The 20,856-nt window shown below is 33.0% G+C and carries 24 protein-coding genes and 1 tRNA gene; 17 read left to right on the top strand and 8 right to left on the bottom strand.

The window, feature by feature from the left end:
• Positions 1 to 39: 39 nt before the first annotated feature.
• On the bottom strand, positions 40 to 1,365 hold the full coding sequence (locus HMPREF0367_RS07540) for a class II D-tagatose-bisphosphate aldolase, non-catalytic subunit (RefSeq protein ID WP_035402923.1): 1,326 nt from the start codon (positions 1,363 to 1,365) through the stop codon (positions 40 to 42).
• Positions 1,366 to 1,567: 202 nt separating this feature from the next.
• Between HMPREF0367_RS07540 and nagB the strand changes: the two genes are divergently transcribed.
• The 14 genes from nagB (at position 1,568) to HMPREF0367_RS07470 (ending at position 14,124) form a co-directional block, all read left to right on the top strand.
• A complete protein-coding gene (nagB, locus tag HMPREF0367_RS07535; RefSeq protein WP_035402920.1) occupies positions 1,568 to 2,290 on the top strand; it encodes a glucosamine-6-phosphate deaminase in 723 nt (240 codons plus the stop codon).
• 90 nt (positions 2,291 to 2,380) lie between these two features.
• Entirely contained in the window at positions 2,381 to 3,112 is a 732-nt protein-coding gene (srtB, locus tag HMPREF0367_RS07530; RefSeq protein WP_035402917.1) for a class B sortase, read from the top strand.
• 38 nt (positions 3,113 to 3,150) lie between these two features.
• Positions 3,151 to 4,227, top strand: coding sequence for an undecaprenyldiphospho-muramoylpentapeptide beta-N-acetylglucosaminyltransferase (gene murG / locus HMPREF0367_RS07525; RefSeq protein ID WP_035402914.1), 1,077 nt, complete (start codon positions 3,151 to 3,153; stop codon positions 4,225 to 4,227).
• Between the two features lie 15 nt (positions 4,228 to 4,242).
• Entirely contained in the window at positions 4,243 to 5,142 is a 900-nt protein-coding gene (gene murB, locus HMPREF0367_RS07520) for a UDP-N-acetylmuramate dehydrogenase (protein WP_022356544.1), read from the top strand.
• Positions 5,136 to 6,146 (top strand): FtsQ-type POTRA domain-containing protein, encoded by a 1,011-nt coding sequence (locus HMPREF0367_RS07515; RefSeq protein ID WP_022356545.1) that lies wholly within the window; start codon positions 5,136 to 5,138, stop codon positions 6,144 to 6,146. Before murB ends, HMPREF0367_RS07515 begins: the two co-directional genes overlap by 7 nt.
• Before the next feature lie 56 nt (positions 6,147 to 6,202).
• Entirely contained in the window at positions 6,203 to 6,562 is a 360-nt protein-coding gene (locus HMPREF0367_RS07510; protein ID WP_035402911.1) for an Asp23/Gls24 family envelope stress response protein, read from the top strand.
• A gap of 9 nt (positions 6,563 to 6,571) precedes the next feature.
• Positions 6,572 to 8,200, top strand: coding sequence for a DAK2 domain-containing protein (locus tag HMPREF0367_RS07505; protein ID WP_022356547.1), 1,629 nt, complete (start codon positions 6,572 to 6,574; stop codon positions 8,198 to 8,200).
• Positions 8,201 to 8,692: 492 nt separating this feature from the next.
• Entirely contained in the window at positions 8,693 to 9,466 is a 774-nt protein-coding gene (murI, locus tag HMPREF0367_RS07500) for a glutamate racemase (protein ID WP_035402908.1), read from the top strand.
• Complete coding sequence (locus tag HMPREF0367_RS07495; protein WP_428829655.1) at positions 9,463 to 10,842, top strand: aminopeptidase; 1,380 nt, start codon at positions 9,463 to 9,465, stop codon at positions 10,840 to 10,842. Before murI ends, HMPREF0367_RS07495 begins: the two co-directional genes overlap by 4 nt.
• An 11-nt stretch (positions 10,843 to 10,853) precedes the next feature.
• Positions 10,854 to 11,675, top strand: coding sequence for a Cof-type HAD-IIB family hydrolase (locus tag HMPREF0367_RS07490; RefSeq protein WP_035402903.1), 822 nt, complete (start codon positions 10,854 to 10,856; stop codon positions 11,673 to 11,675).
• Positions 11,675 to 12,547 (top strand): thymidylate synthase, encoded by an 873-nt coding sequence (gene thyA, locus HMPREF0367_RS07485; protein WP_035402899.1) that lies wholly within the window; start codon positions 11,675 to 11,677, stop codon positions 12,545 to 12,547. Before HMPREF0367_RS07490 ends, thyA begins: the two co-directional genes overlap by 1 nt.
• 8 nt (positions 12,548 to 12,555) lie before the next feature.
• Positions 12,556 to 13,038 (top strand): dihydrofolate reductase, encoded by a 483-nt coding sequence (locus tag HMPREF0367_RS07480; protein WP_035402896.1) that lies wholly within the window; start codon positions 12,556 to 12,558, stop codon positions 13,036 to 13,038.
• A gap of 70 nt (positions 13,039 to 13,108) precedes the next feature.
• Positions 13,109 to 13,945, top strand: a complete 837-nt coding sequence (locus tag HMPREF0367_RS07475) for a patatin-like phospholipase family protein (protein ID WP_035402894.1) — start codon at positions 13,109 to 13,111, stop codon at positions 13,943 to 13,945.
• A 103-nt stretch (positions 13,946 to 14,048) separates the two neighbouring features.
• Positions 14,049 to 14,124: transfer RNA gene (locus HMPREF0367_RS07470), tRNA-Lys, on the top strand.
• Between the two features lie 44 nt (positions 14,125 to 14,168).
• On the opposite strand, the gene HMPREF0367_RS07465 is transcribed toward HMPREF0367_RS07470, so the two are convergent.
• Both HMPREF0367_RS07465 and HMPREF0367_RS10100 read right to left on the bottom strand, forming a co-directional pair.
• On the bottom strand, positions 14,169 to 15,311 hold the full coding sequence (locus HMPREF0367_RS07465) for a site-specific integrase (RefSeq protein WP_035402892.1): 1,143 nt from the start codon (positions 15,309 to 15,311) through the stop codon (positions 14,169 to 14,171).
• A 186-nt stretch (positions 15,312 to 15,497) separates the two neighbouring features.
• Positions 15,498 to 16,184, bottom strand: a complete 687-nt coding sequence (locus HMPREF0367_RS10100; RefSeq protein ID WP_051335218.1) for a helix-turn-helix domain-containing protein — start codon at positions 16,182 to 16,184, stop codon at positions 15,498 to 15,500.
• Between the two features lie 191 nt (positions 16,185 to 16,375).
• On the opposite strand from HMPREF0367_RS10100, the gene HMPREF0367_RS07455 reads away from it, so the two are divergent.
• The 3 genes from HMPREF0367_RS07455 to HMPREF0367_RS07445 are packed head-to-tail and all read left to right on the top strand — an operon-like array spanning position 16,376 to position 17,372.
• Positions 16,376 to 16,564, top strand: coding sequence for a hypothetical protein (locus tag HMPREF0367_RS07455; RefSeq protein WP_022356556.1), 189 nt, complete (start codon positions 16,376 to 16,378; stop codon positions 16,562 to 16,564).
• 1 nt (position 16,565) lies between these two features.
• Positions 16,566 to 16,847: a MerR family transcriptional regulator gene (locus tag HMPREF0367_RS07450; RefSeq protein ID WP_051335217.1), complete on the top strand. Its 282-nt coding sequence runs from the start codon at positions 16,566 to 16,568 to the stop codon at positions 16,845 to 16,847.
• Positions 16,848 to 16,853: 6 nt separating this feature from the next.
• Positions 16,854 to 17,372 carry a hypothetical protein gene (locus HMPREF0367_RS07445; RefSeq protein WP_035402891.1) on the top strand — a complete coding sequence of 173 codons (519 nt, stop codon included), beginning with the start codon at positions 16,854 to 16,856 and terminating at the stop codon, positions 17,370 to 17,372.
• A gap of 931 nt (positions 17,373 to 18,303) precedes the next feature.
• On the opposite strand, the gene HMPREF0367_RS07440 is transcribed toward HMPREF0367_RS07445, so the two are convergent.
• The 5 genes from HMPREF0367_RS07440 to HMPREF0367_RS10485 form a co-directional block, all read right to left on the bottom strand.
• Positions 18,304 to 18,663: a hypothetical protein gene (locus HMPREF0367_RS07440; protein WP_035402889.1), complete on the bottom strand. Its 360-nt coding sequence runs from the start codon at positions 18,661 to 18,663 to the stop codon at positions 18,304 to 18,306.
• A 90-nt stretch (positions 18,664 to 18,753) separates the two neighbouring features.
• On the bottom strand, positions 18,754 to 18,990 hold the full coding sequence (locus HMPREF0367_RS07435) for a hypothetical protein (RefSeq protein ID WP_035402887.1): 237 nt from the start codon (positions 18,988 to 18,990) through the stop codon (positions 18,754 to 18,756).
• A gap of 18 nt (positions 18,991 to 19,008) precedes the next feature.
• Entirely contained in the window at positions 19,009 to 19,254 is a 246-nt protein-coding gene (locus HMPREF0367_RS07430; protein WP_035402885.1) for a hypothetical protein, read from the bottom strand.
• A 151-nt stretch (positions 19,255 to 19,405) separates the two neighbouring features.
• A complete protein-coding gene (locus tag HMPREF0367_RS07425) occupies positions 19,406 to 19,606 on the bottom strand; it encodes a hypothetical protein (RefSeq protein ID WP_035402883.1) in 201 nt (66 codons plus the stop codon).
• Between the two features lie 194 nt (positions 19,607 to 19,800).
• Complete coding sequence (locus HMPREF0367_RS10485; RefSeq protein WP_154654096.1) at positions 19,801 to 19,974, bottom strand: hypothetical protein; 174 nt, start codon at positions 19,972 to 19,974, stop codon at positions 19,801 to 19,803.
• Positions 19,975 to 20,856: the final 882 nt, after the last annotated feature.

Genomic DNA, 20,856 nt, shown 5'->3' with positions numbered 1-20,856 from the left:
ATTTATTTTATCAAAAAAAGGCTGAAAATTCAGCCTTTGTTATCGAACTAACTCTTCCTGATGAGAAGCAAATGTGTATTCTTCAATTGTGTATGCAATACGTGATTTAATTAATTCTTCAGGATCATTTTTTAATGTTCCTTCACGAACCATTGTATACTGCATTGGCATATATTGAGATAACAATGGAAGTGGTACAGGATGTTCTCTTAAATTACTGATCAATTTGTTTAAAGCATCTTGGACTTCTTTGACTGGGAAGTAGTAGCGGCAGCGATCTGAGAAAGAATATTGACGCTTAAAGGCAATTTCTTTTTCAGTACCATGATAATAAGGCTGCCATTTTCCAGGATTTGCCAACATAGCTTTATCTAATGCTTCTTTGAAATGACTTGTTTCAAAATCATATACTTTGGCAAGTTCTTCTTCGATAACACAAAGAGAGAAAATACCTTCACGTGCAGCATATGTCAATCCTGGACCTACTTTTAAGATTCCAACACCATCTTCAACCAATTCTCTCAATTTGTATTTTGTCTGGTAATCTGTTGAGTGTCCTTCAAATACAAGCTGGTCATATTCTTTGATGCTGGCCATCAAATCTTTAGCTCGTTCTCTATCATATTCTTCACAACCTGCATCTTTTTCTTCTACACCAGGTTGTACGACAGCGGCAATGACATGGTTCCAAGCTTCTTTGATTCCCATATCTTCAAAAGCTTTTTCAAATGCAGCTACAGTATTTCTGAAATCCTGAGGTTTAGTAACCTGCATTCCACTGGATTCTTCCTGAGCACCACCAGGGATTGGTACTTCACTACCAACGATATAGACTGGATGAATCGCTTCAGGGTTTTCTTCTAATAATTCCTGATAAGCTTCTTCGCATACTTTGGCAAGAGTAGCACCACGTCTTGCGATGATCTCATCGCTTAAACGTGTGTTTGGATCATCATCTGCTACTTTCATGCTTGTGTCAATATGGATCTTTGTAAATCCGGCTCTTACATAATCATGTACGAGTGTTTTGGCATATTCCATTGCTTCTTTTTCTGGTTTTGAGCTGACTGTTAAAGGACCTAAGTGATCGCCTCCAAGGAAAACACGATCTTTATCAAGACCTACATTTTCAGCTTCTTGTAGACAGAACTCATAAAAGTCTTTTGGTGTCATACCAGAATAACCGCCATTTTGATCAACCTGATTTGCGGTTGATTCGATCAAGACACATGAATTTTGTTTTTTTGCAGTTTCCATTGCGGCTTTGATTACAAAAGAATTGCTAGAGCAGCATGAATAAATAGCTACCGCTTTTCCTTGTTTCTGCAAGGAAACGATATTTAATAATGGATTTTGTTTTGGCATAAAATTCCTCCTATCGCTGTCTTTATTATACTCAAATATTTGTACAAAAATACAATTTTGATAAAAGTTACAAATAAAAAAGGCAAAAATGTAAACATAAAACTTTTTCCTATCAAAAGGTAAATAAATGGCGATTTTTGCCCTTTATTTAAACGCTTTCTGTGCTATAATTTTTTTAGTGAATAACGGAGGGTATAATATTATGAAAGTTATTATTTGCGAAAATTATGATGAATTATCATTAAAAGCTTTTGAAGTTATCAAAGAATTGGTTACATCTAAACCTGATTGTGTTCTAGGACTTGCAACAGGAAGTTCTCCAGTTGGTCTTTATAAAAACATGATCAAGGATCACAAGGAAAATGGAACAAGCTATAAAGATGTTAAATCTTATAACTTAGATGAATATGTAGGCATCGACCGCAATGATCCTCAATCATACTACACATTCATGAAAGAAAACTTGTTTGATGGTATCGATATCGATCCGGCAAATACACATGTACCTTATGGAAGTACAGCTGAAGATTGTGCAGCTTATGAAAAAGAACTTGAGAAAGTATCTGTTGATCTACAATTGTTAGGAATTGGTCAAAATGGACATATCGGTTTCAATGAACCTGGTACACCATTTGATATCTTGACACATATCGTGGATCTTACAGAAAACACACGTCAGGCGAATGCTCGTTTCTTTGATGATGATATCAACAAAGTTCCAACTCAGGCAATTTCTATGGGTATTGGTACGATCATGAAAGCTAAAAAAGTGTTATTAGTTGCCAATGGTGAAAATAAAGCTGATGCAGTAAAAGCAATGATCGAAGGACCAGTTGATACAGCATGTGCAGCATCTGCATTGCAGAATCATCCAGATGTAACAGTTGTTATTGATAAGGCAGCTGCATCTAAACTTTCTAAATAGCATTTATGTTGGTGTTTCCTAATTGGAGACACCTTTTTTTATTGGGTTTTTATATTGAAAAATACATAGGATTCATATTAAAATGTTTTTATGAAAAAATGGTTATATAGAATATTAATGTTGATTTGTGTAGGGGTGTTTGCTTTTAGTGCCTACCAGTTATATTTAATTTATTCATCTTCAAAACAAGTTGAAGATGAAACAGCTGCTTTACAAGAGTATGTAATAGAAGAAGACTATCTACAACCAGATTGGGCAAGCTTGCAGGCAGAAAATCCCGATATTATTGCCTGGGTCTATGTGCCTGGATGCAATATCAGTTTTCCAGTGGTCCAAGGTGATGACAATAGTTACTATTTAACACATACTACAAAAAATGAATATAATGAAAGAGGAGCTATCTTTCTAGACTATCAGGCAAACCCTTCTTTTACTGACAATAATTCCATTATTTACGGTCACTCTGTTGAAGGTGGAGGAATGTTTACGGATTTGAAAAACTATAGTGATCAGACATTCTTTAGTGAACATCCGGTGTTCTATCTTTTGACACCGAATGCGAATTATGAATGTCAAATCATGACATATGCAAAATCAAATGATGGTTCTGTATATTACACAACTTCATTTGGAGGATATCGAGATGATGTGATCAATCAAATGAAGACTAATGCATTGTATTATAACGATGTTGATACTACCGATAAATCATTGGTTACACTATCAACGTGTGATCTTGATTATGGTTTTAATTCAGATCGACGTTTAATTTTAACGGGTGTGTTGAACCAAATAACAGATCCAATTAAAATTATCGATTGATTTTATCGTTTTTATGGTATACTTGTATAGGTTTGCTTATGAAGATATGTTTTGTGACAGGTGGTACAGGAGGACATATTTATCCGGCATTAGCCTTGGCAGATAAAGTGAAACAGCTGTACCCAGATACTCAAATCTTATTTATTGGAAACAACGATCGTATGGAAGCAGATCTTATTCCTTCCTATGGTTATGATTTCAAATCTTTACATACTTCTGGTTTAGTCGGTTCAATCTTTTCTAAGTTAAGAGCCATAAGTCAGTTGTTTTTTGCGTATCGTAAAAGCAAGATGTATTTAAAAGAGTTTAAGCCGGATATCGTAATTGGCTTTGGTGGGTATGTGAGTGCGCCTGTAATCTTGGCAGGTCGTTCTATGCACATTAAAACGATGATCCATGAACAGAATTCGATCGTAGGAAAGGCAAACCAGTTGGTGATGAATAAAGTTGATAAGATCATTACTTGTTATACAAAGTGCGAGGAAGTTTTTCCTGGCGATAAAACGATCCTATTGGGAAACCCACGTGCAACCATCGCCAAAGAAGCTTCTTTTGATGAAATGTATTTTAAGTCATTAGGCTTATCATTAGATAAAAAAACGATATTGATCATGATGGGATCATTAGGGTCAAGCAGTGTAAATGCCTTGATGAAAGATTCTTTGACAGGCATGCCGAAAGATCTGCAGTTTTTGTATGTATGTGGAAAGAATAATTCGGATGATCTTCATCTATTTGATTCGCAGGAAAATGTATTTGTTGTGCCATATGTAGATACATTAAAGATCTATGCACATATTGATGGTATGATCTGCAGGGCTGGAGCAACGACGATTGCTGAATTAACGGGTCTTGGAATCCCTTCAATTATGATTCCTAGTCCTTATGTAGCCAATAATCATCAATATTACAATGCAAAAGTACTGGTGGATCAAAAGGCGGCATTTATGATCGAAGAGAAAGATTTAAATGCGACAAATCTAAAAAAAGCAATCAAAGAACTATTCATGAATGAAGAAATGATGAAACAAGTTCATCAAAATGCCCTTCGATTAGGAAAGCCTGATGCAGCTTATGACATCATCGATGAAATGGTAAAATTGATCAAAGAATAAATAAAGGGGAATTATATGTCTGTTTTAACACGATTAAAAGTATATGGAAAAGTATTGGAAAATGAACCAATGAAGAAACATACGACATACCACATTGGTGGAAATGTTGCTTATTATATAACACCACACAACGAAACGGCTTTGATGTGTATCCTGGATATACTACAAGATGAAAAAATTCCGTATCATGTAACTGGAAGAGGTTCAAATATCTTATGTGATGATACTGATTTTGATGGTGCGATCATTAATTTGGACGGTACATTAAACGATTACTATTTTGAACCGGATGGAACTCTAGTAGCTCAGGCAGGATGTTCAATTATCAATTTATCTGTGGAAGCTATGAAACGTTCTTTATCCGGGTTGGAATTTGCCTCTGGAATACCTGGTTCTGTAGGTGGTGGTCTATATATGAATGCAGGAGCTTATAGATCAAATCTTTCAAGTTTATTGATTGATGTTTGTGTATTAAAGGATGGACGTATTGAATGGATCAAAAAGGAAGATTTAGATTATGGATATAGACACTCTGCTTTTCAAGAACATAAAGATTGGACAATATTAGCTGGCCGCTTTAAACTTGAAAAAGCTGAACATGATGATATTCGAGATCTGATGGACTCAAGAAGAAAACGAAGAATGGATTCACAACCTCTGAATATGCCTTGTGCCGGAAGTGTGTTCAGAAATCCGGAAACGATCCCGGCATGGAAATTGATCGAAGAGATGGGATTAAGAGGGCATCAAATAGGTGGCGCTCAAGTCAGTACAAAGCATTGTAACTTTATTGTCAATGCGACTGGAGATGCTACAGCTTCCGATGTTCGTGCCTTGATCACAATGATCCAAGCCAAGGCAAAAGAACTGTATGATATTGATCTGATTCCAGAAGTGGAGCAGATGCATTGGTAAGAAAACAAAAAAAATCTAAAAAGAAACGTTCATTTTCAATTAGAACGTGTATCATCTTAAGCAGTATTGTTTTTGTTTTGGCTAGTTTGGTTGTTTATTATTTTTCATTTGATTCTAGGACACATGTTTTAAGCTCGAGCGGAAATTATTATTATACTGATAAACAGATTTATCAGATTGCTGATGTTAGTACGGATACCAGATTATGGCTAACACCTGGTTTTTTGATTGAGAATCGACTTGAAAGCAATCCTTTGATTGCCGATGCTACGGTACACAAATCACAAAACAAGATATCGTTTGAAATTGAAGAGAAGGTGGTCATCGGTTATTATGTACAGGACAATAAGAATTACTTGTTAACTATAGATAATGAATCGATTGAATTAGATACAAAGTACTTAAAAACGATTGTACATTTTCCACTTTTATCAGATTTTAACGAATCACAACGTAAAGAAATTGCGAAGCAGTTTAAGAAAAACGCAAAATCACTGTCTCGTTCTGTTATAGAAAAAATTGCGGAAATGGTCCCATTTCAAACTTCGTATGATGACAATATGATCAAGATGACAATGCAGGATGGTAACATTGTTTATACAAGTATGGATTCTTTAGTCATGATGGCAAATTATCAGGCGATGTTAACAGAACTTCATGGTCAGAATGCGTGTTTATTATTGGATGCACAACATTCAGCTATAGATAAGATCGACTGTGCTGATATAGGTAGTTTGATTGATGGCAGCACGAATGCCAAAGATGAAGCAAAAGAAGAAGATCAAAACCAAAATACAGAAGAAAATCAACAGGAAACGACTGATACATCACAAGAGATAACGGAAAATACCCAAAGTGTATATGATCAAGCCACAGACTGGACAATCAATAATGATCTAGGACTTGAATATTCAGCTAGTTTAGATGTTTATCGTGATCCTAATACAGGTTTACTGTATCGTTGGAATGCAGAGACAGCTTCTTATGATCAGATTGTTGAATAAGTTTGTTTTCATTGAATAGTTGCGATATAATTAGTTAATAACAGGAGGATTTTAATATGCCTATAAATAAATCAACCGAGTATGGTAATATCAGTATTTCTCTTGATGCGATCTCAAGTCTAGCTGGTGGAACGATCACAGAATGCTATGGTGTTGTCGGAATGGCATCACAGAAAGCAGTTCGTGATGGTTGGGCCGAATTATTAAAAAAAGAAAATTATGCTAAAGGCGTAGTTGTCCGTCAGGATGCAGAAGGCCTTGTTTTGGATCTTTACATCATTGCTTTACATGGCATTAAGCTACATGAAGTTGTTTATGAAGCACAGAAACGTGTTAAGTATGTTTTGGAAAAAACACTAGAAGTAAAATGTTCTCAGGTAAATATCTTCGTCCAGGGCGTAAGAGTATTGAAGTAGGTGAATCACATGGAGAGAATAAGTGGAAAGTTATTTAAAGATATGTTGGCTTCAGGTATGAATAATCTTACCAATCATTCGGCTGAAGTCGATTCTTTAAACGTATTCCCGGTACCGGATGGTGATACCGGAACAAATATGTCTTTGACTTTTTCTAGCGGAGTCAATGATGCAATCAAAGTAGAGGAAGATCATGTTGGCAAGGTGGCCAAAGTTTTATCTCGAGGATTATTGATGGGGGCTAGAGGAAACTCTGGTGTTATTACTTCTCAAATTTTTAGAGGCTTTTTTCAATCTGTTGAACATCTAGAAGACATGGATGCTTTACAGCTTGCTCAAGCCTTGGTGAATGGATCTAGAGTTGCTTATCGAGCTGTTATGCGTCCGGTTGAAGGAACGATCTTAACGGTAGTCAGAGAAGCAGCAGATTATACATATGCTTATACTGTGACAGAAGAAATCACAGACTGCATCAAAGTTATGGAGAAAATGGTGCTTGAGGCAAATGAATCGCTTCTTAGAACACCGGAACTTTTACCAGTTCTTGCTGAAGTTGGTGTTGTTGATAGTGGAGGTAAAGGACTTTGTATTATTTTGGAAGGCTTTTTGTCTGCGATGAAAGGTGAAGTGATTGCTCCATCGAATGATGCTTCCTCATATGATAGTGCTCAAACAAAAATTGAAGGGGGAGAAGAGGAATTTGGATTCTGTACGGAATTTATCCTTCATCTAACACCAACAGGAATTAAGCACTTTTCTGAAGAAGATTTCAAAAATGAATTAGCAACGATTGGAAATTCAATCGTTTGTGTACAAGATGATGATCTAGTTAAAGTTCATGTCCACACTTTAGAACCTCAGACAGCCATTAAAATGGGAAAACGTCGTGGACGTTTCATGAAATTAAAAATCGAAAATATGCAGGAACAGCATGACAACATCTTAGAAAAAGAAGAGGAAGAAGAAGTTGTTGCAGAGCATAAAAAATATGCAATCATCACTGTTGCTCCAGGCAAAGGTATCGATGCGATGTTTAAAGAATTAAGAGCGGATATCGTTGTCGGCGGAGGCCAAACAATGAACCCTAGTACAGAAGATTTTGTATCGGCTATTGGAAAAGTAAATGCAGATCACATTATTATTCTTCCAAATAACTCAAATATTGTTCTTGCGGCAAATCAGGCATGTCAAGTTTGTGAAGACAAGGATATTCATGTGCTTCCAACAAAGACGATTCCTCAAGGATTAAGTGCATGTATCATGTTCAATCCTGAAGTAGACATTGAAGATAACTTAGCCGAAATGCAGGAAGCTATCGATCATGTTAAATCCGGAGAAGTTACGTATGCCATTAAAGATACAACATACGAAGGCTTGGAAATCAAGAAAGATGAATATATGGGCATCTTTGGAAAAGCCATCGTTGTATCGGATCCAGATATGATGGCTTCAACAAAAGCTTTGTTAGACAAAATGTTAGATGAGGATTCTGAACTTGTAACATTAATTTATGGTGATACAGCAACACTGGAACAAGCTGAAGAGATTGCCGAATATATCGAAGATACTTCCGATGCTGAAGTAGAAATCCATGAAGGGAATCAACCGGTTTATTCTTTCATCATCGGTGTTGAATAGTAAAAAGTGCTTGTAGAAGCACTTTTTTTCTTTTTCTTATAAGAAATTCCATTATTGTGACCAACTTTTCCACTTGACTTGTAAGTAAGAATTTCTATGTTATTATATGAGTGTAAAAAGAAACAGGTTATAACATAGATAAAAAAATCTATGTAATATCCATAAAATTCTTGAACAAGGTAGAAGAAAGACAAAAATAAGAAAATCCTGAATAATGAGGATAAAATCTCAAGAAGAAGTATTAACTTCATGAAAGAGAAGATAGCGACTCAAATTAGAGGAGGAAGAAAAAACCTTTAAGAGAAAGTCTTCCAGAAAAGATGATAAAGGTAAATAGTTCAAGAAATTATGGAATATAACAAAGAAAAGAACTGGTGCAAAACTTATCATAATGAAAAAATAAGTTTTGAAAAGCCAGTTCTTTTCATGTATATAGCTAGAAATAATATATAAATAAGGGTATAATTTACAAAGTCAGGAGTTGATATATCTATGGATTTTTCCAGTAAGATCGGCGTTTTTGATTCAGGTCTAGGTGGTATCAGTGTTTTGCATACGATACATGATTTAATGCCTAAGGAAGATCTGATCTATTTTGGTGACAGTCTTCATAATCCATATGGAACAAAATCTAAGGAAGAGATTACAGAACGTTGTATTGAAATCTGCGATTTTTTTATGGCACAAGATGTAAAAGCCATTGTCATTGCATGCAATACGGCAACGAGTGCCTGTGTGAACTTATTAAGGGATAAATATCCAATTGATATTATCGGTATGGAGCCGGCTTTAAAAGTCGCTTGTGAAAAAGGTGAACATCAAAAAATAGCCGTTTGGGCAACAAACCTTACATTAAAAGAAAAAAAGTTTGCCCGTCTAATGGAACGCTTTGAAGATGAACATACGATTTACAAGATTCCTTGTCCAAAATTGGTTGAACTAGTTGAAACTGAAAAACTGCAGAATGCTGATTTAGTATATGCAGCATTGCATGAGTATTTACATCAGACACAAGGAGAAGAAATTGACAGTATTGTTTTAGGATGTACACATTTTGTCTTTTATAAAGAGCGCCTACAGGATATGCTGCCTTCATCTATTCAGCTGATTGACGGAAACTATGGCACAGCACATCATCTAAAAGATATATTGACTCATAAAAATCTTTTGAATGATTCGACGGGTACGATCGAGTGGCATAATACAGATGCCGATAAGATCAATCTATCTAAAAGATTATTAAAGCAATTGGAGGGTACATTATGAAAAATGCATGGACTACATATGATGAAACTCAGTTGAAAGAAGTTATGAGCTTATCAGATGACTATATGACATTTTTAAGCAAAGGAAAAACGGAACGAAAATGTGTTTCTTTGATCTTGGAAGAAGCTAAAAAACATGGATATAAAGATATTAACGAGATCATTAAAAATAAAGAATCTTTAAAACCTCAAGATAAAGTATACATGAATATGATGAATAAATCGGTTGCCTTGATGCATATTGGTAATAGACCCATAGAAGAGGGAATGAACATTTTAGGTGCACATATTGACTCACCGAGGTTGGATCTTAAACAAAATCCTTTATATGAAGATGGAGAAATTGCATATTTTGATACACACTATTATGGTGGTGTAAAGAAATATCAATGGGTAACGATTCCTTTGGCTATTTATGGAGTAGTTTGTTTAAAAGATGGATCGACTATTGAAATTGAAGTCGGTGATAAGGAAGATGATCCAGTTTTTGTGATTAGTGATCTTTTGGTTCATCTAAGTGCAGATCAAATGCAGAAAAAAGCTTCTGAGGTGATCGAAGGAGAGAACTTAAATGTTACGGTTGGTTCCATTCCTTTAAATGAAGAAGAAAAAGAACCAGTAAAAGCAAACATTCTTAAATTATTAAAGAATAAATATGGCTTTGAAGAAGAAGACTTCATCAGTGCTGAACTTGAAGTTGTACCGAGTGGTAAAGCTCGTTCATGTGGTTTTGATGAATCCATGATCTTAGGTTATGGGCATGATGATCGCATCTGTGCTTATACATCATTAAGAGCTCAATTAGAAGCTATAGACCTTGAAAGAACAGGAGTATGTCTTCTTGTAGATAAAGAGGAAGTAGGCTCTAATGGAGCTACTGGTATGAAATCAAAATTCTTTGAAAACTTTGTTGCCGAAGTTATGAATGCGATGAATTGTTACAACGAACTTGCACTAAAGCGTGCATTTATTAATTCAGATATGTTATCAAGCGATGTTTCTGCGGCACACGATCCAATTTATGCATCTGTCAGCAGTCCAAGAAATCAGGCTGAATTTGGAAAAGGATTGGTGTTCAATAAATACACAGGTTCTAGAGGAAAGAGCGGATGTAATGATGCCAATGCTGAATATCTAGCACAGTTAAGAGCTGTAATGGACAAAGACAATGTTATTTATCAAACGAGTGAACTTGGTAAGGTCGATCAAGGTGGAGGGGGAACAATTGCCTTCATCTTAGCTAATTATGGTATGCAGGTCATTGACTGTGGTATTGCCTTACACAATATGCATGCCCCATTTGAATTGGCTTCAAAAGCCGATATTTATGAAGCAAAGAAAGGGTATGCCGCTTTCTTAAAATACAATAAACAATAAGGAGAAATTTTATGAATACTGTAACTCTCGTTGCGACTGACTTAGATGGAACTTTCTTAAACAGTAAAAAGGAAGTATCTAAACTAAATCGCGAAGCGATTTCTGCTTTAAAACATAAAGGAATCTTATTTGGCATTGCCTCTGGAAGGCCTGTAGAAACAGTACACGCAATGTTGGAAGATTGGAAAATCGAAGATAGTGTCAGCTTCATTATGGGTATGAACGGCGGTGTCATATACGATATTCGTCGTCGTACAAAGGAAGAGTTTCACTTATTAGATGGTAAGATCATCTTGGATATCATCAACTTTTATAAAGATATGGATGTTATTTTCCATGTCTTAGTAGGTGATATTCGCTATACTAGTAAATCAACTGAAGAAACAAGAGCACATGCTAAACTGTTTGGAGAAACAGAAATAGAAGTCGATATGGAGTCTTTCTTAAAAGATCGTACTGTCAACAAACTAATCATTTATTGTGATCCAGCATATATGCCAAAAGTTGTAGAACGTTCTAAATTATTCAAAAGAGATGATTGTGTTGGATTTAATACTGCAAATAATTTATTTGAGTATTGTGATCCGGCCATCAATAAAGGATATGGAATTAAAAAACTTTGTAAGCACTTTGGAGTGAATCTTGAAAACTGCGTTGCCTTTGGTGATGAGGCTAACGACATTCAGATGCTTGATTATGTTGGAATGGGCGTATGTATGAAAAATGGATGTCAGGGAGCAAAAGATGTCGCAAATTATGTCAGTGAATACACCAATGATGAAGATGCATTAGGGCATTTCTTATTTGATCATGTACTTAAGGAGGACAAATAATGTCTGCTTGGGATAAGATTTATTGTGAACTTTGCGAAAATATTTTGACCAATGGTGTACAGGTAGCCAATCGTACAGGTATTGATACGATTAAATTACCAAGTGCTCATTTTCAATTAAATGTTGGAGAAGAATTTCCAATCTTGACCACAAAACAACTGTTTATTCGTCAAGCGGTCCTTGAGATGTTATGGATCTATCAAGCACAGTCAAATGATGTTCGATGGCTTCAGGAACGCAATGTGCATATATGGGATCTTTGGCAAATTGATGAAAACGGAGATTGGCGTGATGAAAAAACAGGAGAAGTACTTAAACATTTTGATCCTAAATTTGCCAATACGATTGGAACTGCTTATGGATATATCGTTAAGAGATTTAAATTGATGGATCGTTTGATTGATTCATTAAAAAATAATGTAAACGATCGAAGAAGAGTGATTTCCTTATGGCAGGATGAATATTTGGATACAGCTGTTTTACCTAGTTGTGTTTGGTCGAGTGAATGGGATGTGACAAATGGTACATTAAATGCATGGGTGCATCAAAGAAGTTGTGATGTTCCTTTAGGATTGCCATTCAATGTAACACAGTATGCAGTATTATTGAAAATGTTGGCACAAGTCACAGGATTAAAAGCAGGTACGATTGACTGGTCCATCAAAGATGCTCATATTTATGTGAATCAGGTTGATGGAATCAAAGAACAGTTGGAACGTTTTCATACAAAAGGTGATCTAAAAGCACCGGAATTATGGTTAAACCCTGAAATTAAAGATTTCTATGATTTTGATTCTTCTAAAGATATTAAAGATATTAAATTAATAGGGTATGAACATATGGGAAAAATTAAATTTCCATTAGCTCAATAGGAGATTTTATGAAACTAACAATGATCGCTGCAATTGGAAAAAATCGTGAATTAGGGAAAAATAATGATTTAATCTGGCATTTACCTACAGATCTTAAATTTTTTAGAGAACAAACAAAAGGACATACGATCATAATGGGTAGAAAAACTTTTGAATCTTTGCCCGGTATGTTGCCTAAAAGACATCATATTGTTATTTCTAGAAGTAATCCAGATTTGGATCAGCAAGTAGAAATATTCAGTGATATCAATGCTTTTATGGAAGCTTATCAAGATAAGGATGAGGAAATATTTGTGATTGGCGGGGCTCAGATTTATAGTCAAATGTTACCTTTTGCGTCAAAGTTGATCTTGACAGAAATCGATCAATCTTATGATGCAGATGTTTATTTCCCAGAGTTTGATAAATCAGAATATCATCGAAGCGTTATTAATGATATCTTTGAAAATGATATACATTATCAACATGTAGTATATGAACGTATAAATTAAGGAAAGAAAGCTTTCCTTAATTTTTTTTGTAAAACTTAACATTTATGAAAAAAGCGTTATAATACTTTGTATGAAAATTGGAATTATTGATGTAGGCGGTGGAATGCGCGATATATTTGGAGCCGGTGTATTTGATGCATGCCTAGAAAACAACATTACATTTGATTTAGGAATCGGTGTTTCGGCTGGAAGTGCAAATTTAGCAGGTTTTATGGCAAAACAGAAAGGAAGGAGCAAGCGATTTTATACAGAGTATGCATTCAGAAAAGAATATATGTCATTTAAAAACCTAGTTAAAAAAGGAAATTATGTAGACCTTGATTATATATACTCAGGTTTAAGCAATGCGAATGGGGAAGATCCAATTGATTATAGTACTTTTTCTTCAAACCCGATGCAATTAGAAGTTGTTAGTACAGAAGCAGAGACTGGAAATGCTGTGTATTTTTCTAAAAAAGATATGCCTATTAACTGTTACGACATATTAAAGGCTAGCAGCTGTCTACCTGTTCTTTGTAGGCCATATCCAATCGATGGAGAAGTTTATTTCGATGGTGGTATGTCGGATCCTATTCCTTTACAAAGAGCTTTAGATAAGGGATGCGACAAGATCGTTTTGATCTTAACTCGACCTAAGACATGGATGCGTGATCCTAAAAAAGATCTAGTCCCGGCAAAATTACTGGAACATTCTTATCCAGAATCATCAAAGAAACTGATGAACCGAGCTTATCTTTATAACGAACAGTTGGCAACAGCTTTAGAACTTGAAAGAAGTGGAAAAGTTTGTATTGTATCACCAGAACATATTGAGAATATGAAAACTTTAAATAAAGATAAAGAACAATTAGAGTCCTTATATGATCAAGGATATAAATTGATAGAGGATATAAAAAAGTTTATTTAAATGTAAGATCTCATAGGATATTCCTATGAAATTTTAATTGAATGGTATAAAAACTCTTGTTTCCGTCTTGAAAATATGCTAATATTATTAAGCACTGATTGATGGACTCTTAGCTCAGTTGGCAGAGCAACTGACTCTTAATCAGTGGGTCTAGGGTTCGAATCCCTAAGAGTCCACCATTTATGCTTATGAAAACTCTTGTAAGTCCTTTATATAAAGGGGATTATGCAAGAGTTTTTATTTTTTTATCCTCTTGCGACACTTTTGCGACACATTTTTCATTAGAAATGATTTCAATAGCTTCTCTTTTTCTAGATTCTTCTATATGCGTATAAATATTAGCGGTTGTGTTAATGCTTGAATGTCTAGCTAAATCTTTCATAACCATCATTGTTATTCCCTTGGCTTCTCCATTGGATATAAATGAATGTCTTAAATCATGGAAACGACCTTTAATTCCTAATTTTTTAAATACTTGTCGAATTGTGTTTGTCATAATTTCGGGTTGCATATAATTACCATCTTCATAACAGATAATTTTTTCATAAGGATTGATTTGATACCATTCCTTTAAAATGTTCGCTAATTCGTTTGAAATAGGTAGAACCGCTTTAGAATTTTTTGATTTCATTTCATGACTAACTGATACATCTTTTTTTCTTAAGCTTTTATAATTCATTTTTTTATTGATATTGATTGTCATTTTATCTAAATCAATATCTTTTTTTTCTAAAGCACATATCTCACTTAATCTTAGTCCTTGTAAATATGCTAGACTAACCGCGATTGAGAAAGAGTCGTGTTTAAAATCATTATAGTTTTTTAATTCGTCTTTAATCCTGTGATAATCGGCTTCAGAAATAACATGTTTTTCTTGATGTTTTTCAATGCCTTTAATTTTAATGTCTCTTAGAGGGTCGGTTGTAATGTATTCGCTTCTTCTAGCATGTTTAAATGTTGCGTTTAATGTTTTTCTGATATTTTTGTTTTGTTCAATACCATAATTTTTTCTTGATTCAAAGAAGCTTTGTAAATGTGAGTATCTAATCTCATCTATATACATTTTTCCAATATTGTCTTTAAAATGTTTATGCGAATATTTGAAAGTTCTAATACTGTTATATTGATATTCCATGTGTGCAACTTCCATAAATTCTTTATAAACTTCATTAAGTGTTTTCTTTTCTTTAGGTTTAGGCTTTCCATTTTTTAGTATTTCGTTTTTCATTTCTGTTTCATGTGCCTGTGCTTCTCTTTTAGTTTTAAAGCCTCCTTTTGAATATCTTTTTTTCAATCCGCAATCTTCATAATTAAAGTAAACTTGATAACTACCTCCATGTTTAAATTTTCTAAATCTTATTGACATGTTTTAACCTCCTATTAATTAATTTTCTTTTTGTACATGTCGTTTAATTTGCTATAATAGGAGCGTAAACGTGTACGCCAATACTGTTTACGCTTCTAGCCTCATGTTCGTAGCATGGGGTTTTTATTTTGCTATTCGCTTATTTATTTACATCACCTCCTTTAATTTTGTTATAAATTATTATTTTTAAATTAAAGAGTCTTTATCGTATTTCTTTAACTTATTGATTAAACTTTCTAATTCTTTAAATTGTTCCTCTGTTAGATTTTCTGTTGAAATTCTCCTTTCTAAATCGTTGATTTTCTTTTTTCTGTATTGTTCATCAAACTCATGTTTTAAATGAGATTTAAATAATTCTATAGTTTCCATGAGTTCTAACAAAGCTAATTTTTCTTGGTCGTAATCACTCATCATTCTACCTATTTCGTTAATATCTCCCCAACTTTCTCCAAAAGGATATATTTCGAAATAGTCATATAAATTTGATAAAAGATAATCACTATTTTCAAGAATGAGATTTAATGCTTTAATTTGTTTTTGTTCTTTTGAATTAAAGTATTGTAATTTATTGATACTTTTTCCGCTTAATCCTGTTATTTTAGAAATTTCGTTTTTTTCTATATTTCCTATATCTTGAACATTCGTAAGTCCAAGTAAGTAATCCGCAGAAACATTTAAAACATTACAAATTTTTATAAGGTTGTTACATTTCATAACTACACCTTGCTCTTTGTCGTATTCACTTCTGCTTATATCATTCATTGCATTACTTAAAGTAGTGGTACTTATGCCTGTAAGTTTACATAATTCTTTTTGCGTTATTTTTTTTTCTTCCATAATGTCTTTTAATCTTTCTCCAAAAGTTAATTTCATTTTAAACCTCCTAAAGTTGTTATTGGTATAATGCAACAACTATAAGATTTACTTTATATCGATTTTCATTTTCTTTGAATAAATAGTGATATAGTTGTTGTAGTTGTATTAAAGACAACTAAAGAATAATTCCGAATGAATGGATTGTCAACAACAATCTAAAAAAGTTACACAAGAGGAGGTATGAAATAATGAAAAAGAAATGTAACTTAGAAATCAGAAAAAAAGCAAAAAGCAAAGCGGTTTATTTATGGGAGATAGCGGAAAAGCTAGAAACAAGTGAATGTTATTTTATTCGTAAGTTGAGACATGAATTACCACAAGAAGAAAAAGATAAGATTTTTAATATTATTGATGAGATTGTAAAGGAGCGTGATTAATATGGATATTGAAAAAGAAGTCGAGAATGTTAATGATGTAAGAACATGTAACTATAATTCTTTAGCTATGCTATCTAGGGAAGAAGTAGCAAAACTTTGTTTATGTCATAAAGATATGGTTTCTATGTGGATTGGTTTAGGTATGTTACAAGCGACAAAAACAAGTAGAGGTTATGCAATATCACAAAAAGAGCTTGAACGCTTCCAAGAAGCCTATAAAGGGCAAGATATTTCTAATCCAGTTCACGCCAAAGAAGCGTTTATTAACATGAATAAGAGGTAATGAATTGTGGCAAAGCGTATTGTAAATGGCGTACAAGATTTAGTTTATATAAGAATATGGGTTAAAGATATGGTGCCTATGGTAAAGCATTTAAATAATGAAACCGTAGGTTTATTCTTTAAAGAAGTATTAAATTATGTTGAAAGTGGAGATATAAATAACTCTGTATCTCCTAATATCGCAAGTATTTATTATTATCAAATTGAAAAAGTAAATCACGATTTAGAAGATACAAAAAAAAGAAGTGAAACAGCTTCCGCAAACGCTAAATGTAGATGGAAAGAAAAGGATACAAATTTAGAAATTGATAAAAATTATAATGATTTAATGGATAAATTGGTAGAAATAAAAAAAAGCCAATGGAAAGGGGAAGATAGCTTTAACAAGATTGCTACAGTATCTCAAATAGAAAACGCAATAAAAAATTTCAATGAAGAAGAACAAGAAACTATTTTACAGATTGCTATTAAACGTCAAGGAAATTGGAATCAAGCGATTAAGGAATTTCAAGAAAGCACTTTTTAATATTTTAGTAAAAGTATCTTTATAACAGAGATACTTTTTTTATATTTAGAATCATATTAAATATACTAATATAATATATTTAGTTTTATCTAATAATATATAATTACATAATTAGTACTAATTATATATGAATAGAAATAATTATATATATAACTATTACTATCCCTAGAGATATAACTAAAACTATAACTAATTTGCATGTTTTGCATGCAATCGCATGCCATTCTATACAACATAATACAATCTAATTTTTATATTCCTTTTCTATAAAAATAGTGTGTATATATTTTTGAGTTTGTTTTTTAATAAGACAATTGAAAAAACTAACAAATGGGGTGGATGTAGTATATGAACGTTTGAAAATATTCATAGTTCCCAAAAGGGGTATTTAGATTTTTAGGGTTGCCTTTATTTCTGTTGCGTTTTTCAAATAATATAGGAATATCATATGATTAATCCATATCGCTAAAACGCTTATAAACGCACGCTAAGAGCAAACAACTAAAAGGATATAAAAGGACTAAGAAGAAACTAAAGAGCTTTAGAACGCATTTAAAAGGCTTATATAAAACAGTTCTATTTTATGCCATTCATTCAAGACATAAAAAAAGAGCCTTTAAGTAAAGGCTTTTCGAGCATAATTTATAAGTGGTTTAGATGTGCTATGTTAACACCGATAAAAAAAGAGCTAGTTTATTAATGTCTAGCTCTGTTAGCTAAGTAAATTATATATATAATAATTAATAATAATATCCATATTCCAACTTTTAAGAAGAAACCTAAACCAATTATAAACAATAATATTCTAATCATGGTTACATTTTAACCCCTTAAGCAATACTCTGCAACACTAAGAACAAGAAGAATAAGAGAAGCATAACCGATAATATTTAAGAAGATTTTACCTATAAAGGCATAAACATATATTTTATTATTCATGCTTTACACCTCTTTTAACAAGGTTTAGAAGTGGTTTAAACTCTTCCACCTGCTTTAGACATTCCAAGTTATCAAAACTTTCAAGCCTTCTTTCTTCTGCATTATAGCAAACGTAGTAATTCTCGGTATTGTATAAACCCTCAAGGGTTGAGAAGTAAACAACCTCAAACAATTCACTTTTATTAAATTGGTTTATAAGCTTGCTTGTTTCTTCTTCAATTAGGTTTCTATAGATTTTATATCCAGGCATTTTTTGATCTTCACAAAAGCGATTAAAGAGGTTTAAAACCTCTTTTGTTTTGGTGTATTCTTCTTTTTGATCCTGCCATGTTTTAGGTTTAATATAACTCATAAGTTATAAACCTCTCACTATAATCGAAAGAAGAACTTATAACATACGCCCCATTGTTACGTCTAATATATATGTTTCCTATGTACATATTTATGCCCCCGTTCTAATACACTCATCTAGCGGGATTTTATACCAGTGTAATTTTATGTAAGCATTTTCGCTTGTGTAATATATTTTCAATCGGTGGGGCTTTGGTTTCCCGTTCCACGCCCCACTAACACACAATACATAATCGTCTATGCCGTACTCTATGCCTTTTATCTCTAACCCATTAAAACCGCTATAGTATGCGATTGTTTCCATTTTTAATATGTCTTTTTTACTCATAATTTTAATATCCTCTCTTTATCTGCGTGTTGCCTGAATCATAAATATTAAGTTTTGCATTCCTGACAATGCGTCAATTAAATTATTGTAAGTGTCACAATATACAAGCTCATCAGCGCCCGCTCCTATTGTGTAAATATCTATGCCTTTAATGTTATAACTAAAGTGCGTCCTTAAAGTTTTATTTTCTTCCAGTACGCCCATTTCGTGCAGTGCGTTGTCTATGTGTTGCATTTTAATTTCGATCAGTTCAGTTTTTGTCATTTTCTTTTTTTAAGCCCCGTGATACAATTTTAAAGCACATACAAGGGGGCTTTTCTCCTATCTATTCTATTTAATATGTATGTGCTATTTTTTGGTGGTAGTCCTTTAAGTTTTTCAGGCTCTAAGAACTACCTTTTTTTAATTTCGTTTTTTAATACCTTGTCACCTCCTCAAGAATAAGATCGTAATCTTTGTTAACTCGAATTTCATAATCGTAATTTTCACCAAAGATACAATAACCGCCAGGGGCTTCTTTGTCCGTTGTCTCTTGCGTTTCTAGTAGTTCTGTTAACTCTTTTAAATTTTCAACAGTTAACCACATACCACCAATTTTGATTTTTCTTCTTTTCATTTTGTAAGCCTCCTTTTTTATGCCTTTTTTCTTAACGGGTTGCAACCTGCAATTGTTTTTGATTGGTGGTAGTTCTATGTGCTATCACTCACATCATGCATTATTCTATAAGCCGTGCATGATCAGCAATTAACTTTTACACCATTATAATACACGTACATACGTGTAAAATCAATCATGAAAAAAGGACTTTTTTAGTCCTGCTTTTTTATGTCTTTTCTTATTAGTTCTATAATGTATCCATTTTTATTATTTTGTTTTTCTAACCACTTTAAAACATCGCTATCTTTTCTAATCTTTAGCGTTATCTGTTTATACGTTTTTAAATCATATTTTTTATTAGCTCTTTTTTGTGCTTCTGATAACATTTTTAACCCCTCCAAATACAAAGTTTCTTAAATTTCTTTTGACAATCAAATGTTTTGATAATCAAATTAGTTTACATAACAATCTTCTTTTTACAACTTAAATATATCATTATGTACATATACAGTAAAGTACAAAATACAAAATCTAGTTTTTACAAAATGCAAAACCTAGAAATTACAAAATACAAATTTTATAAAATACAAAATCTAGAAAATAATTTTTTTATAAAGAAGAAAAAATCCCTATATATAGATATATATAATATATATAAATACTAATTAGATAATATTAGATATATTACTATTACAAGAAGATAAGAGATAAATATATATACTTAGAATATATATTCTACAAGTAGTAAATATTAACTACTTAAGTTTATTACATAGTATTACGTATATTATTTCTGCTAAGAAATAATATTAAGTAATACATATAGAATATGATCTAATAATAGTACTAAATATAAAAAAAGAATTTCTTGGCGAACCTCGAAATTCTAAAATATCCTCCGTATATGGTTATTTTAAACCGTACACATTCCCTGCCATATCTATTCTTCTGTAAAAAGGAGCTTCTTTCTGTATTCAAAAACGTAAAAAATGGAGGATTTATTCAATATGCCAGTCTGTTTTTGCGACTTAATTGGTGATGACTGAATTGTTGTTCTATGTGTCTGTGTACGGACGTTAGATATGGCACATTGCTATTCGCTTGTCGTAAGGCTTGATACAGGCTCGTTTTGTCTGCCTGAATGTATTTGCCTATCTTCGCTTACAATCGCTCTCTATATGCTCGTTTAATGCCCCTATATGTCTGTTGCACCCTAGGGGTAGTTTTTCTGTTGCGATTGGGCGTACTGCGATAGGGGGTAATTATTG

The sequence above is a fragment of the Faecalitalea cylindroides ATCC 27803 genome (genome assembly GCF_000469305.1).
Classification (GTDB): Bacteria; Bacillota_I; Bacilli_A; order Erysipelotrichales; family Erysipelotrichaceae; genus Faecalitalea; species Faecalitalea cylindroides.
Note: the sequence above shows the minus strand (reverse complement) of the source record. Positions and strands in the feature narration are given on the sequence as shown.